This window comes from Pseudonocardia oceanicola, assembly GCF_047200735.1.
Classification (GTDB): Bacteria; Actinomycetota; Actinomycetes; order Mycobacteriales; family Pseudonocardiaceae; genus Pseudonocardia.
This window is the reverse complement of sequence record NZ_JBJZON010000002.1, coordinates 38,382-53,317: the sequence shown is the minus strand read 5'-3', so window position 1 is coordinate 53,317 and position 14,936 is coordinate 38,382. Positions and strand designations below refer to the sequence as shown.

The 14,936-nt window shown below is 74.1% G+C and carries 12 protein-coding genes; 3 read left to right on the top strand and 9 right to left on the bottom strand.

Going from position 1 to position 14,936, the window contains the following annotated elements; genetic code table 11:
• Positions 1 to 21 precede the first annotated feature (21 nt).
• The gene (locus ACL02T_RS04455; protein WP_412829376.1) at positions 22 to 921 is read right to left on the bottom strand and encodes a S1C family serine protease; all 900 of its coding nucleotides are present in this window, start codon (positions 919 to 921) and stop codon (positions 22 to 24) included.
• Between the two features lie 78 nt (positions 922 to 999).
• Positions 1,000 to 1,572 (bottom strand): peptide deformylase, encoded by a 573-nt coding sequence (locus tag ACL02T_RS04450; protein ID WP_412829375.1) that lies wholly within the window; start codon positions 1,570 to 1,572, stop codon positions 1,000 to 1,002.
• Positions 1,573 to 1,752: 180 nt separating this feature from the next.
• Between ACL02T_RS04450 and napA the strand changes: the two genes are divergently transcribed.
• Entirely contained in the window at positions 1,753 to 2,061 is a 309-nt protein-coding gene (gene napA, locus ACL02T_RS04445) for a nucleoid-associated protein NapA (protein WP_412829374.1), read from the top strand.
• A 31-nt stretch (positions 2,062 to 2,092) separates the two neighbouring features.
• Positions 2,093 to 2,761, top strand: coding sequence for a LytR C-terminal domain-containing protein (locus ACL02T_RS04440; RefSeq protein ID WP_412829373.1), 669 nt, complete (start codon positions 2,093 to 2,095; stop codon positions 2,759 to 2,761).
• A 227-nt stretch (positions 2,762 to 2,988) separates the two neighbouring features.
• On the opposite strand, the gene ACL02T_RS04435 is transcribed toward ACL02T_RS04440, so the two are convergent.
• The 4 genes from ACL02T_RS04435 to moeA all read right to left on the bottom strand — a co-directional run bounded on the left by ACL02T_RS04435 (position 2,989) and on the right by moeA (position 8,984).
• A complete protein-coding gene (locus ACL02T_RS04435) occupies positions 2,989 to 5,316 on the bottom strand; it encodes an AAA family ATPase (protein WP_412829746.1) in 2,328 nt (775 codons plus the stop codon).
• A 144-nt stretch (positions 5,317 to 5,460) separates the two neighbouring features.
• A complete protein-coding gene (locus ACL02T_RS04430) occupies positions 5,461 to 6,465 on the bottom strand; it encodes a CDP-alcohol phosphatidyltransferase family protein (protein WP_412829372.1) in 1,005 nt (334 codons plus the stop codon).
• A complete protein-coding gene (locus ACL02T_RS04425) occupies positions 6,462 to 7,124 on the bottom strand; it encodes a phosphatidylserine decarboxylase (RefSeq protein WP_412829745.1) in 663 nt (220 codons plus the stop codon). The genes ACL02T_RS04430 and ACL02T_RS04425 overlap by 4 nt, the downstream gene beginning before the upstream one ends.
• A 612-nt stretch (positions 7,125 to 7,736) precedes the next feature.
• Positions 7,737 to 8,984: a molybdopterin molybdotransferase MoeA gene (moeA, locus tag ACL02T_RS04420; protein ID WP_412829371.1), complete on the bottom strand. Its 1,248-nt coding sequence runs from the start codon at positions 8,982 to 8,984 to the stop codon at positions 7,737 to 7,739.
• A 198-nt stretch (positions 8,985 to 9,182) separates the two neighbouring features.
• Here moeA and groL point away from each other — a divergent pair, with 198 nt between their 5' ends.
• Positions 9,183 to 10,811 (top strand): chaperonin GroEL, encoded by a 1,629-nt coding sequence (gene groL, locus ACL02T_RS04415; RefSeq protein WP_412829370.1) that lies wholly within the window; start codon positions 9,183 to 9,185, stop codon positions 10,809 to 10,811.
• Positions 10,812 to 11,107: 296 nt separating this feature from the next.
• Here groL and ACL02T_RS04410 read toward each other — a convergent pair whose 3' ends face one another.
• The 3 genes from ACL02T_RS04410 to ACL02T_RS04400 all read right to left on the bottom strand — a co-directional run bounded on the left by ACL02T_RS04410 (position 11,108) and on the right by ACL02T_RS04400 (position 14,895).
• Positions 11,108 to 12,001: an endonuclease domain-containing protein gene (locus ACL02T_RS04410; protein ID WP_412829369.1), complete on the bottom strand. Its 894-nt coding sequence runs from the start codon at positions 11,999 to 12,001 to the stop codon at positions 11,108 to 11,110.
• A gap of 453 nt (positions 12,002 to 12,454) precedes the next feature.
• Positions 12,455 to 13,723, bottom strand: a complete 1,269-nt coding sequence (locus ACL02T_RS04405) for an ABC transporter substrate-binding protein (RefSeq protein WP_412829368.1) — start codon at positions 13,721 to 13,723, stop codon at positions 12,455 to 12,457.
• Complete coding sequence (locus ACL02T_RS04400; protein WP_412829367.1) at positions 13,720 to 14,895, bottom strand: branched-chain amino acid ABC transporter permease; 1,176 nt, start codon at positions 14,893 to 14,895, stop codon at positions 13,720 to 13,722. The genes ACL02T_RS04405 and ACL02T_RS04400 overlap by 4 nt, the downstream gene beginning before the upstream one ends.
• Positions 14,896 to 14,936: the final 41 nt, after the last annotated feature.

The window sequence follows — 14,936 nt, the reverse complement described above, 5'->3', positions numbered from 1 at the left end:
GCGGCGGCCGCGCGCGTGTGCCTACAGCTCGGTGGGGACCGCGACGACGTCGACCATCGCCCCGTTGCGCAGCACGGTCACCGGCAGCGGGCGGCCGATCGCCTCGCCGAAGAGCTGGCGCTGGATGCCCTGCGCGTCCTCCACCGGCTTCCGTCCGACGTCGAGCACCAGGTCGCCGCGGCGCAGCCCGGCGCGGTCGGCCGGGCTGCCGGTGACGACCTCCGCGAGCCGCAGGCCGTTGCGCCGGCCGTACCGGTCCGCGACCACGGCCGGCACCGGTGCCGGGGCGCCGACGACCCCGAGGTAGGCCCGGCGGACCCGGCCCTCGCGGCGCAGGGCAGCCACGATCCGCCGGGTGGTCGCGTTGATCGGCACGGCCAGCCCGAGGCCGGTGCCCGCGACGGCGGTGTTGATGCCGACGACCCGCCCTCGGGCGTCGGCGAGTGCACCACCGGAGTTGCCCGGGTTGAGGGCCGCATCGGTCTGAATCACGTCCTCGACCACGCGGCCCGCTGACCCGTCGCGCGTCGGCAGGGCCCGGCCGAGCGCGCTCACCACCCCGGCGGTCACCGACCCGGCCAGACCGAGGGGGTTGCCCACCGCGACCACCAGCTGGCCGACGACGAGTGCGTCCGCCTCGCCGAGGCGCGCGGGCTCCGGGAGCGACCCGTCGGCGCGCAGCAGCGCGAGGTCCGACAGCGGGTCCGAGCCCGCGACCCGGACCGGGACCTGGGCGCCGTCGGCGAAGTCGGCCCGGCCCCGCGTGGAGCGGCCCACGACGTGTGCGTTCGTCAGCAGCTCCCCCGCAGCGACCACGACCGCCGAGCCGGTGCCCCGGCCGAACCGGACGGCCGCGACCCGGGGCGTGAGCTCCGCGGCGACCGTGCTGACCGTGCGGGAGTAGGCGTCGAGCTCCTCCATGGCGAGCCTCCTGATTACAGCGTTGCAGGAAGCTCAACGTCCGGGGCGCGGCCGGGTGTTCCCGGTCACGCGAGCCGATCAGACCTCCTCGGCCTCCTGGGTCGCGGGGTCCCAGGTGCGGCCCGGGTCGCCCCAGCCGTGCCTGCGCAGCATCTTCTTGGCGGCGCGCTGGTTGCGGCCGACGAGCCGGTCCACGTAGACGAGCCCGTCGAGATGGTCGGTCTCGTGCTGCAGGCACCGGGCGAAGAAACCCTTGCCCTCGACCTCGACCGGCTCCCCGTGCTCGTCCGTGCCCGTGACCTTCGCCCACTCGGCCCGGCCGGTCGGGAACTGCTCGCCCGGGACCGACAGGCAGCCCTCGTCGTCCTCGTCCGGGTCCGGCATGCCCTCCGGCTTCTCCGAGGTGGTGAGCACGGGGTTCACGACCACGCCGCGACGCATCGTGCGCGTGTCCTCGTCCGGGCAGTCGTAGACGAAGACCCGCAGTCCGACGCCGATCTGGTTGGCCGCGAGCCCCACCCCGTGTGCGGCCGCCATCGTGTCGAACATGTCCGCGACCAGCGCCCGGAGGTCGTCGTCGTACGTCTCGACGGGGCGGGTGGGGGTGTGCAGGACGGGATCGCCGATGATGACGATGGGACGGACGGCCACACCGAGACAGTAATGTCCGCAGGGGATCTCCCCGGTCGCCGCCCGCCGGCTCCCCGGACGGGCGCGGCGATTCACGCCGCCGAGTGGCGCGTCCGCCCCGTTTCCGTCGGTCCATCGTGGTTCAATGACGCCCGCGAATGACAGCCGTGTCATTCCAACCGCGACTGTGCAGGGAGCGTGATGGAGTCCGCCACGGAACCCAGCGGGACGGGTCGTCCCGCCGGCCCGCCGGTCCGGGAGCTGGACCGGCGCGAGCGCGAGATCCTCAGCTTCGAGGGTCAGTGGTGGAAGTACCAGGGGGCCAAGGAACAGGCCATCCGCGAGCTGTTCGACATGTCCGCCACGCGCTACTACCAGGTCCTCAACGCGCTGGTGGACACCCCCGAGGCGCTCGCCGCCGATCCCCTCCTGGTCAAGCGCCTCCGCCGGCTGCGCGCCAGCCGTCAGCGCACCCGCGCCGCGCGCCGGCTCGGCATGGAGCCGTGGTGACCGAGAACCCGCCCGCCCCCGGAGGACTGACGTGACCGCACCCGCGTCCGGACCGTCACCGCTGAAGGTCGGCGGTGTCGCGCTGATCGGCGTCGCCGTGATCGCCGCCGTGATCGGCCTGGTCACGCTGGGCATCGGCGGCGGCTCGAGCGACGGGTCGGACTCCACCGCGGCGGCCCCTCCCACCGCCTCGGTCGCCCCCGCGACGCCGGCTCCCGGCTCCGGGACGGACGAGGTGCCGGTTCCCTCCTTCGCCCCCACGCCGACGGCGCTCGCGCCGGACGGGGCGGCACCGGGGGCGCCCCCGGGGGGCGCAGGGGACGGGGCGAACGGCGCCGGGGTCAACGGGGCGAACGGGGTCAACGGGGTCTACGGCAGCTACGGCGGAGGAGCCGGGGCCGCGTCCGCGCCGACGATGCCGCTGCGCGTCTACAACAACAGCACCGTCGAGGGCCTGGCCGCGCGGGCGGCGTCCGACTTCCGCAACGGCGGCTGGACCGTCACCGACACCACCGGCTACCCGTACGGCGTGATCCCGACGAGCACCGTCTACTACCGGCAGGGTACGGCCGAGCGGGCCTCCGCCGACCGGCTGGCCCAGGAGTACGGGCTGCGCGTGGAGCCCCGCTTCGACGGCATCCAGGACGCCAGCCCCGGCCTCATCGTCATCGTCACCCAGGACTACACCACGAGCAAGTGAGTCCCCACTGACCGGTCCGCTCCCCAGCGCACGGCGCGCCCCCACTCCGGGGCGCGCCGTTCGCCGTTCTCGACGCATTACGGGCCACACTGCGCTCCCGAGGCCGTTTCCGACGTGTTGTGGAGCCATACCGTGCTCCCGAGGCCGTTTCGGACGCGTCATGGAGCCATACCGTGCTCCCGAGGCCGTTTCGGACGCGTCAGGGAACCACACCGCGCTGCGGTGCCTCAGTCGGCGCGGCGGGCGGCGTAGGCCTCCAGCTCGGCGACCTGCACCGGGTCGAGGCTCGGCAGGACGGCGCGACGCGCCTTGTCCAGGTGCGCGGCCGTGACCTCGGTGGCGTCCAGCGACTCCCGCATGGCCGTGAGCGCGGCCTCGCGCAGGACCGCGGCACAGTCGGCCGCCGAGTAGCCCTCGAGATCGGCCGCGAGGGCGTCGAGGTCCACGTCCGCGCCCAGCGGGGTGTTGCGGCCGGCGGCGCGCAGGATGTCCGCGCGGGCCTCCGCGTCGGGCGGCGGCACGAACACCAGCCGCTCCAGCCGTCCGGGCCGCAGCAGCGCGGGATCGACGAGCTCGGGCCGGTTGGTCGCTCCCACCACCACGACGTCGCGCAGGGGGGTGGCCCCGTCCAGCTCGGTGAGCAGGGCGGCGACCACCCGGTCGGCCACGCCGGAGTCGGTCGAGCCGCCGCGGCGCGGGGCCAGGGCGTCGACCTCGTCGAGGAACACGAGCGCGGGGGCGGCGTCCGAGGCCTTGCGGAACAGCTCGCGCACCGCGCGCTCGGACTCTCCGACGTACTTGTCCAGCAGCTCGGCGCCCTTGACCGAGAAGACGTTGAGCTGGCCCGAGCCCGCGAGCGCACGGAGCAGGAAGGTCTTGCCGCCGCCGGGCGGGCCGTAGAGCAGGACGCCGCGCGGTGCCTCGACACCGAGCCGGGCGAACGAGTCCGGGTAGCGCAGCGGCCACAGCACCGCCTCGGTGAGCGCCTGCTTCACCTCGGTCATGTCGCCGACCTGGTCGAGCGTGAGGCCGCCGGTCTGCAGGGTTCCCGTGGAGGACATCGAGATCGGGCGCACCGAACCCACCGCGCCCAGCAGGTCGGCCATCTCGATGCGCGCCCCGTCGGTCTCCGCGGGCGGCTCGGCGGATCCCGGGGCGGCGTCGTCGGCCACGGCCGGGGCGGGGACGTCCGCGGCGCCACCCGGGGTCCCGTGCCGCAGCGCCGCCGTCACCGCGGCCTCCCGGCGGACCGCCGCCAGGTCCGCCACGACGAAACCGGGGGTGCGCGAGGCGACGTCGGCGAGGTCGACGTCGTCGGCCAGCGGGACGTCGGCGAGCAGCCGGCGCAGCAGGTCCGCCCGCACCGAGGAATCGGGCAGGCCCAGGCCCAGTTCGCGGTCGGCCAGCTCCGGCGCCCGCAACCGCGGGTCGACGGCCTCGGGCGCCGCGGTCGTGGCGACGAGCGCGAGGCTCGGGGTGCCGATCGCCTCGCGCAGCCCGTCGAGCACCAGCGTGGCCAGCGGCGGCGGCGAGGCGGCGGGCAGCAGCGCGTCGACGTCCGTGACCAGCAGGACCACCGGCCGTCCGGCGGCGGCCTCGGCGCGGGCCCGGTTCAGGCACTCCTGCACCCGTGCGGCGGCCGACGCCGGCTCCAGCGCCGCGACCGCCGGCCCGGGCAGCTCCACGCACCCGGCACCGACCGCGTGGGTCACGCTCCGCACCAGGGTGGTCTTCCCGACGCCCTCCGGGCCCGTCACCAGCACCCCGAGCCGGGGCGTCCCGCCGAGCCGGACCAGGAGCTCCGGACGGGAGAAGGTCAGCTCCAGCCATTCGACGAGCCGGCGCGCGGCCGCCGCGTTGCCCACCAGCGCGTCGAGCGGGAGGGGTGTGTCGCCCGGCTCCTCGGGGGCCGACGGGGCGGGCGTCGGGGCCGGCTGCGCGATCGCGCTGCCCGAGGTGCGGGGCGGGGCCGTGGGCGCGGCCGGGGAGTCCGCGGTCGTCGGTCCGTCCAGCCAGCCGACGACGGTGGTCGGGTGGACCGACACGGGACCGGGCGGGTCGACCCGGGAGACCGTGACCAGCTCGCTGGTCCAGGCCCCGCCGATCGCGGCGGCCAGGGCACGACGGGCGCGCGGCACGTCGGCGCCCGGCGGCGGGGCGATGTCCTGCGGCAGGAGGGACACCGCGTCGCCCGCGGTGAGGACCTTGCCGAGCAGCGCGAGCCGGGCGGTCGCCGGCGGGAGGGCGCTGCGGACGAGCCGCGAACCCGCGAGGACGATCCGCCGGGCCGGCGCCACCGCCACGGGCCCGACGACCACGGACGCCCCGTCGGTGAGGCCGGCGTTGGAGAGCGTGACGTCGTCGAGCAGGGCCTGGCCGGGCGCGGCCGCCGGGTCCCCGGCGACGGCCAGGGCGCTGGTGACCCGGCTGCCGGTGAGCGTCACCGCGTCCCAGCTGCGCAGGTGCAGGGCGTCGAGCACCTCGGGGTGGAGCCGCACGACCCCGCGCCGGGCGTCGACGGCGGACGTGGCGAGGCGGGCGACCAGGGCGATCACGGGCACCGGGTAACCGTAGCGATCCGGCCGAACCGCCCCCCCGGGTCGGGCACCGACCCGGCGACGCCCCGGTGCCCCGGCGGCCCGGCGTCGGCCCGGCGACCCGGCGTCGGTTCGGCGACGACACGTCGGCGCGGCGTCGGCTCAGCGACGACGCAACCCCCGGCGGCGCTCGGTGCTCGGCAGCCGGCGGGACCCGCCGAGCGGGCGCATCGGCCGCACCGGACGGGACGGGCCGCTGGTGAACGGGTCGACGGGATCCTCGGCGCTGCGGCGCCGCACCATCCCGCCCATGCCCCGGGCGACGGCGATGGTCCGGCCGGCGACGCGGCGGCGCAGCGGCGGGCGCAGGCCCAACCGGCGGGCCGACCGGGCGGCGCGGGCGATCGCCCGGCGCTCGCGGACCGGCACGCCCCACGCCTCCGGGTGCCGCTCCAGCCACTTGTAGCGGTACCCGGTGTACGGGATGAGCAGCAGGTAGGCGACACCCATCAGGGCCATCCCCAGGAAGGGCGCGGTCAACAGGATCGCCGCGGCCACACCGACCAGCACCAGCAGCGGGGCGATCCACCGCGGCCGCACGCGCGCCGCCTTCAGCGACAGGGTGGGGATGCGGCTGACCATCAGCGCCGCGGTGCACAGCGCCCACACCCCGACCGTGACCGGCGAGGACCACCAGCCGGGGCCGAAGTGCAGGTAGAGGTAGAGCGGGATGCCCGCCGAGAGCGCGGCCGCCGGGGCCGGGACCCCGACGAAGAACTCCTTGGCGAACGGCGGCTGGTCCTCGTCGTCGATCAGGGTGTTGAACCGGGCCAGCCGCAGCGCCATGCAGACGGCGAAGATCAGCGCGACGACCCAGCCGAGGCGGGTGCCCTGCAACGCCCAGATGTAGATCACGAGCGCGGGGGCGACGCCGAAGGAGACGAGGTCGGCCAGCGAGTCCAGCTCCTGGCCGATTCGGCTGCTGGCGTCGAGCAGCCGGGCCAGTCCGCCGTCGAGGGCGTCGCAGAGCGCGGCCGCGCCCGCGGCGGCGATGCACAGCTCGAACCTGCCGTGCAGCGCGAAGTTGACCGCGGAGAGACCGGCGCACAGCGCGAGGACGGTGACGGCGTTGGGCAGCAGCCGCACGCCCGCCTGGTAGGGGTTCACGGCCCGTCCTTCTCCGGCCCGTCCTTCTCGACCGCGAGGTCCGCCAGCACGGTCTCCCCGCCGACGGTCCGCTGCCCCGGCGACACCTCGGGGGCGATGCCCGGCGGCAGGTAGGTGTCGACGCGCGAGCCGAACCGGATGAGCCCGTACGTCTCGCCCGCGGCGACCTCGTCGCCCGGCCGCACGTCGCACCGGATGCGCCGGGCCAGCAGCCCGGCGATCTGGACGACGCCGAGGAGGTGCCCGGTCTGGGTCTCGAGGACCAGGGCGTTGCGTTCGTTGTCCTCGCTGGCCTTGTCGAGGTCGGCGGAGAGGAAGGCACCGGGGCGGTACTCGACCGATCGGATCCGGCCGTGCATCGGAATGCGCTGCACGTGCACGTCGAGCACCGAGAGGAACACGCTGACCCGGGTGACCGGCTCGCGCGGCAGGTCGAGCTCCGCGGGAGGCACCACCTCGGAGATGAGCGCGACGGTGCCGTCCGCCGGAGCGAGCACGGCACCCGGGCGCGGCGGCGGAACCCGGCGCGGCTCGCGGAAGAAGGCCGCGGTGGCCGCGGTGGCCAGCAGCCCGGCTCCGGTGCCCCGGCCGGTGAGCAGCCGGACCGCACCGGCCGCGGCGGCGACCGTGGCGACGACCGGCCGGCCACCGGGATGCATCGGTGGTACGGCCGCGCGCACCAGCTTCGCGGCGTGCCACAGCGGGTTCTCACCCCCGGTCGCGGGCGGCGCGGACGCGGGGTGCGGGTCGGGTCCGTGCTCGGGGTCGACCCCGGCGGCGTCCGGGGGCGGGGTCGCGGGGATGGACGCGGCCATGGTCGCCAGCGGCTCCTCGTGGGCAGCGCCGTTTCTCCCGGTCTCCCGGCCGGTGCGGGAGGGAGGGCGCGGCCGCCACGCTACTGCGATACCGGGGTGCTCCGGTGGCGCCCCTGGCGCTCTCCGTGACGACGCCCCGGTCGGAGCCCCGACGAGCAAAGGGCCGGGGCCGCCATCCCCCGAGACGGCGACCCCGGCCTTGGAACCGCTCGTCCGCTCCCCAGCGACGGGCGGTAGGTCCTGTGCGTCGAGAGGTGGTTACCCGCCTCTCATGGAAAGTATCCCCAGCTCCCGGCCGATCGTCCAGGTCAAACGACCTGGAACTGGATGATCTGCACCGATCGGCCGAACACTCACCTGATAAGACGTCGCGGACCGGGCGAGTGTTGCACCGTCCGCACGTGATCCGTACCACTTTTCGGGTGACAGGGGCGCGAAATACCCCCTGAGGGCCGCTCACCACCCGTTGTCGAGCAGCCAGACCTCGATCTCGTCACCCGGTTCGACCAGGGTCGTCCCCGCCGGCACCACGAACAGGCAGTCCGCCCTGGCCAGGGCCGCGAGCATGTGCGAGGCGGGCGAGCCGACCTCGCCGACCGTGCCGTCCCGCGCGTCGAGCGTGCCGCGGCGGAACTGCGTGCGCCCGGCGGGCGAGCGGAGCACGTCCCGGGACCGGGCGGTGACGACCGGGCGGTCCGGGAACGGGTGCCCCATCGCCCGGCGCAGCGCCGGCCGCACGAACACCTCGAAGGAGACCTGGGAGCTCACCGGGTTGCCCGGCAGCGTCACGACGGGGCAGCTGACCTCGCCGAACTCCACCACGCCGGCACCCTGCGGCCCGCCGGGCTGCATGCCGACCTTGACGAACTCCACCCCGTGCCCGGTCAGCGCGTCCTTGACCACCTCGTAGGCGCCCGCGCTGACCCCGCCGGAGGTCAGCACCAGGTCGACGCCCGCGACGATCCGTTCGGCGAGGACCTTGCGGAACTGGTCGACGTCGTCCGGGACGAAGCGCAGCTGCTCGGCGGTCGCCCCGGCGTCGCGGACCGCGGCGGCCAGCATCGAACCGTTGGACTCGTAGATCTGGCCCGGCTCGAGCGGCTCGCCCGGCGCGACCAGCTCGGAACCCGTGGACAGGACGAGGACGTGCGGCCGGCGACGCACGGGCAGCGAGTCCCGGCCGACCGCGGCGGCCACGCCGATCTGGGCGGCGCCGAGGACGGTGCCGGCGTCGAGCACGACGGTGCCCTCGTGGACGTCCTCGCCGACGGTGCGGACGTGGGTCCCGGCCGCGGGCGCGGCGGAGATCGCGACGCGGCCGGTCCCGCCGTCGGTCGACTCGACCTGGACGATCGTGTCGGCGCCCACCGGCACCGGGGCGCCGGTCATGATCCGCGCGGCGGTGCCCGCCTCCAGCGGCGGCACGTCCGTACGACCGGCGGGGATGTCGGCGGCGACGGGCAGGGTGACCGGGTCGTCCGCGGTGGCCCCGGCGACGTCCGCGGCCCGGACCGCGTACCCGTCCATCGCGGAGTTGTCGAAGGGTGGCAGCGAGATCGCGGCGGAGACCGGCTCGGCCAGCACCCGTCCGCGCGCGTCCGCGAGCGACACCACGACCACGTCGGTGGGCGGCAGGAGGGCCGCGACGACGGCCCGGTGCTCCTCGACGGTGCGGGGCGGTTTCGCGGCGCTCACGCGAACCATCCTGCCCCAGTGCCCGGGTGGCCCGCGGGTCGACCCGGGCTCGGTTGCACTCGCCCACCCCGAGTGCTAAAAACGCGGTTGGCACTCGCCTCGTGGGAGTGCCAGGTCGGGCCGGTGAGGTCGGCGCAGGGTTGCCGGCCGTCCGTCGCGGGCGCCGTGTTCGAACCGACGAGTCATCCCAACCGGAGGACCACCCCCATGGCGAAGCAGATCGCGTTCGACGAGGAGGCGCGCCGCGGGCTCGAGCGCGGCATGAACACCCTCGCCGACGCCGTCAAGGTGACGCTCGGCCCGCGCGGCCGCAACGTCGTCCTGGAGAAGAAGTGGGGCGCGCCCACCATCACCAACGATGGTGTGTCGATCGCCAAGGAGATCGAGCTCGAGGACGCCTGGGAGAAGATCGGCGCCGAGCTCGTCAAGGAAGTTGCGAAGAAGACCGACGACATCGCGGGTGACGGCACCACCACCGCCACCGTGCTGGCGCAGGCGCTGGTCCGCGAGGGCCTGCGCAACGTCGCCGCCGGCGCGAACCCGATGGGTCTCAAGCGCGGCATCGAGAAGGCCGTCGAGGCCGTCTCGCAGGCGCTCCTGAAGTCGGCCAAGGAGGTCGAGACCAAGGAGCAGATCGCCGCCACCGCGTCGATCTCCGCCGCCGACAAGCAGATCGGCGAGCTCATCGCCGAGGCGATGGACAAGGTCGGCAAGGAAGGCGTCATCACCGTCGAGGAGTCGCAGACCTTCGGGCTCGAGCTCGAGCTCACCGAGGGCATGCGCTTCGACAAGGGCTACATCTCCCCGTACTTCGTGACCGACGCGGAGCGGATGGAGGTCGAGCTCGAGGACCCGTACATCCTCCTCGTCTCCTCCAAGATCTCGACCGTCAAGGACCTGCTCCCGCTGCTGGAGAAGGTCATGCAGTCGGGCAAGCCGCTGGCGATCATCGCCGAGGACGTCGAGGGCGAGGCCCTGGCCACGCTCGTCGTCAACAAGATCCGTGGCACCTTCAAGTCCGTCGCCATCAAGGCCCCGGGCTTCGGTGACCGCCGCGAGGCCATGCTCGCCGACATGGCGATCCTGACCGGCGGCGAGGTCATCTCGGAGAAGGTCGGCCTCAAGCTGGACAACGCCGACCTGTCGCTGCTGGGCACCGCCCGCAAGGTCGTCGTCACCAAGGACGAGACCACCATCGTCGACGGTGCGGGCGACGCCGACCAGATCGCCGGTCGCGTCAACCAGATCCGCGCCGAGATCGAGCGCACCGACTCGGACTACGACCGCGAGAAGCTGCAGGAGCGCCTGGCCAAGCTGGCCGGCGGTGTCGCGGTCATCAAGGCGGGCGCGGCCACCGAGGTCGAGCTCAAGGAGCGCAAGCACCGCATCGAGGACGCCGTCCGCAACGCGAAGGCGGCCGTCGAGGAGGGCATCGTCGCCGGCGGCGGCGTCGCCCTGATCCAGGCCGGTGCGGGCCTGTTCGAGGGCCTCGGCCTGGACGGCGACGAGGCGACCGGCGCGAACATCGTGAAGGTCGCCCTGGAGGCGCCGCTCAAGCAGATCGCCATCAACGCCGGCCTCGAGGGCGGCGTCGTCGCGGAGAAGGTGCGCAACCTCCCCGCGGGCGAGGGCCTCGACGCGGCCACCGGTGAGTACAAGGACCTGGTCAAGGCGGGCATCATCGACCCGGCCAAGGTCACCCGCTCGGCGCTGCAGAACGCGGCCTCGATCGCGGCGCTGTTCCTCACCACCGAGGCGGTCATCGCCGACAAGCCGGAGAAGAACGCCGCTCCGGTCGGCGACCCGACCGGTGGCATGGGCGGCATGGACTTCTGAGCCTGCTCGGGCTCTGGGTCCCGCACTCTGCACCACCCGTCAGGGGCGGTGGGCTTCGGCCCACCGCCCCTGCGGCGTTCTCGGGCCGACGCGTCCGAAGGCGGTCGCGCGGAAGCTGGTTCAGCCGGTGGACCACCGCCACACCCGCCGGTGCCCACCACGTGATCCGTCCGGGGGTCACCCGTCGGCAGCCGCGACAGCAGCATCGTGACGCTCGCCCGCCCGCACCCGCGCATGATCATGTCGAGTGTCACCGGTCCGTCGTCGAGGCGACCTTCTGGTGGAGCTCGGAACGATCACCGGAGGTGGTCCTCGAGCCGGTCCGGGTCGAGCCCGCGCGCCCGGCAGGCCGCCCGCAGCTCCCGGCGGACCCTGGCCGCCACGTCGTCCGGTCGCCGGTGGACCTCGGCCGCCGAGAACCGCACCACCCGCCAGCCCGCCCGTGCGAGGTGTGCCTCCCGCGCGAGATCACGCAGGGCTCGCCCCGGATCGAGATGGTCGCCGCCGTTGTACTCGAAGGCCAGGAGCAGCACCGGGTACGCGAGATCGAGCTCGTAGGGGCCGACGGGATGCTGGAGGACCGGGGCGGGCAAGCCGGCCTCGGCGATCGCGAGCCGGATCCGCGTCTCCATCGGCGATCCCGAGAGCCGGTTCGCACGGCGCACGACCTCCGGCAGCCGCGCACTTCCCCGGGCGCCGAGGTGTCGGGTCCGCAGCGCGAGCAGCTCGACCGGCTCGAACTCGCCGATCCTGGCCAGCGCGTCGACCGCCACGATCCCGTCCCACACGCCACAGCGGCAGGCGAGGTCGAAGGCCGTGCGCCTCGCCGAGGTCACGCGCACGCCCGCGACGTCGGCGATCTCGTCGGGGAGCAGTCGTCCGCGGCGCACCCGGAGCCCCGGTTGGCCTCGCTGCGTGCCCGCCGGCACCACGACGTCGACGAGCGCGCCCGCGGGGCCGCAGGACGCGCCCAGCAGCTCGGCCGCCGCCCAGCCGCCCACCACCCCGCGTCCCTCGACCAGCAGGTAGGCGCCCCTCGCCCGCACGGCCAGGTGCGACGGGTCCAGTCCGGATACGGCGGGGACGTAGACGTCGGAGAAGAGGCGGTGGAAGCGGGGCCCGCGCAGCTGCCCGGGCGTGACACACCCGGCGGCCACCGCCACGGAGCCCCGGAAAGGTCGATTCAGCACGCCCCTTGGACGGAATCCGGCCGGACGCCGTTCATGATCCTTCCGAGCGGGACTGTGCGGTACAGCCTGCGATGCTGTCGTAGCGCTCGGACCGATCACCGGATTCGTGATCGCTCCGGAAGTCACCCGAGCGTGCTCCCGTGTCTACTGGATGGATCATGGACGGTGGGCGACGGCCTCGGCGCGCTCGCGGAGGGCGCTCGCCAGCTCCGGCGGTTCCAGAGCCTCGGCCTCGGGTGCCGGCGACACGAGAGGGCCGGGGCGCTCGCCCGGTGCGCCCCGGCCCGATCTCCCGATACCGCCCTCCGGTCCCGACACTCCCGACTCGCGCTGTCAGAACCCCCGACTCGCGCTACCGGAACTCCCGACTCGCGCTGTCAGGACTCCCGACTCGCGCTACCGGAACTCCCGACTCGCGCTGTCAGGACGCGCTGCGGGAACTCCGACTCGCGGTCAGGACTGCTGGTGCGGGGCCTTGTAGCCCGCCGCCTCGGGTGCGGTGAACAGCGGGGCGACCTCGGTCAGCCCGCCCTCGGCGTTCGGGTCCACCTTGGCGATGTAGACGCCGCGGGTGGGTGGCGCACCCGGCACGCTGTAGTCCAGCGGCGCGACCAGGTCCTCGGTCGTGACCGAGGTCAGCGACTTCAGCGCCGTCTGCACACCGGCGCGGGTGAGGTCACCGTTGAGGCAGGCCCGCTCCAGCACCGCCTGCCACACCAGGCCCTCCACGTACCCCGCCTGCGCCCCGGCGTTGACCGGACTGTTCGGGTACGTCGCCTTGTACTCCGCGGCGACCTCCGCCGCCTTCGGGGTCTCCGAGGAGAACGGCGCGCTCGACGCGGCCACGTACAGCTGGTCCAGCGCCGCCGCGGCCGGGCTGTCCAGCAGCGCGGGGTCGAAGGTCGGGTTGTTGCCCAGCACCGGGACGTTCAGCCCCAGGGCGGCGTTGTTCGCCATCGCCGACGCCGTCTGGCCCGGGGTCGTGGTCAGCACGATGGCCTTCACGCCCGCACCCCGGAACCCGGTCATGATGTTGGTCAGGTCGTTGTCGGTCGAGGTGATCTTCGCTTCCTGCACCGTGAGGTCGTGCTGGGAGGCGTAGTACTGCGAGCCGCGCAGCCCGTTGCCGCCGTACTCGCCGTCGATGTAGATGTGGCCGATCGTGTCGCCGTCGGCGATCAGGCCCTGCTGCTGCAGGTAGGACAGCCCGTCGACGATCTCCAGGTCGTAGGTGGTCCCGATCATCATGATGTTCGGGTTGTTGAGGATCTCCGACGACCACGACGCGGGCGCGGCCGAGACGTTGTCGTCGATCAGGTTCTGCTTCAAGGCCGCCAGCACTGGCGAGCCGAGCAGCTGCACGATGCCGAGGACCTTCGGCTCGAGCTGCGGGTACAGGGTCTTCGCGGTGTCCGCCTTGTAGCCGTGGTCGACGATCTCGAGCGCCAACTGCCGGCCGCAGATGCCGCCCGCGGCGTTCACGTCCTTCACCCAGAGCTCGTTGCCGCCGATCAGCGCGTCGCCGAGGTTCTTGAACACCCCGGTCCGGTCGCCCATCACGCCGAGCGTGATCGTCGTGTCGGTGACGCCCTCGCCGGTCTTGATCCCCCCCGCGCCACTGCCCGACGACGAGCTGTCCGCCGTGCTGCCGCACGCGGCCAGCACCAGGCCGGCCGCGAGTCCGCCGGCGAGCGCGGCCAGCCGCCTCCGCCTGTCGATCATCGTCGATCTCCTCCTCGGGTGGGGTGGGCCGCCCTGACGTGGGCGAGCCTGCGGCCGATGGCCGCGAGCCCGCCGGGTTCGAACATCACGACCAGCACGATCGCGGCGCCGTAGACGAACGCGCTGACCAGGACCGGGGACGGGCCACCGAACTGTGCGTCGGCGAACCAGCCGAACTCGGTGGCGCCGAGGGTGAGCAGCTGCGGCAGGCCGTTGACGAGCACGGCGCCGGCGACGGCACCCGGGATCGACCCGAGCCCGCCGATGATGACCATCGCGAGGTAGCCGATGGCGACGGTGATCGAGTAGGTGCCCACGAACTCGTTCTCGTCGGGTTTGACCAGGTCGAGCCAGAGCGCGGTCATCACGCCGGCCACGCCCGCGTAGGCGGACGAGATCGTGAACGCGCCGGCCTTGACCCAGGTGACGTGGACACCCATCGCCGTCGCGGCGGCCTCGTTGTCGCGCACCGCCCGCCAGGCCCGGCCGATCCGGCTGCGCACCGCGCCGCGGGCCAGCAGGTAGGCGCCGAGGGCCACGACGAGGAACAGGTACCAGAGCCGCTGCTGCTTCTGGATCGCGACACCGAGGAGCGTCGGGGCCGGCTCGGTGTTGGCGAAGGGGAAGCCGAACAGCTCGAAGGTCGGCGGCGGGCGGCCGGTCGAGGTGCCGCCGCTGAGCATGTCCAGCGACTGGCCCAGGTACAGGCCGAGGAAGACCAGTGACAGCGACGCGACGCCCAGGTAGATGCCGCGCAGCCGGCCGGAGACCGGCCCGAACGCGAGGCCGACGAGCCCGCAGATCAGGACCGCGCCGATCGCCGCGAGCAGGGGCGGCCAGCCGAGCCCGACCAGGTCCCCGGAGTCGCCCGAGCCGCCCGCGAGCACGGCGTAGCTCACCGCGCCGACCAGCAGGAAGAAGGGGGTCGCGAGGGAGAGCTGCCCGGCCTGGCCGACGAGCATGGTCAGCCCGATCGCGCCCACGACCCCGATCAGGACGTACTGCCCGGCCTTGAGGTAGGCCACCTCCGTCCCGGTCAGGACGGGGAACAGCAGGAGCAGCACCACCAGCAGCGTGATGCCGGCGATCTTGGCCCAGTTCCGGGGCCTGCGGGGCACCGGGGCGGGGGGTGCCTCGGTGGTGTCGGGCGGAGTGACGGTGACCTCAGACATGACGTTCGCTCCGCACGCTCCGCTCAGACATGACGTTCGCT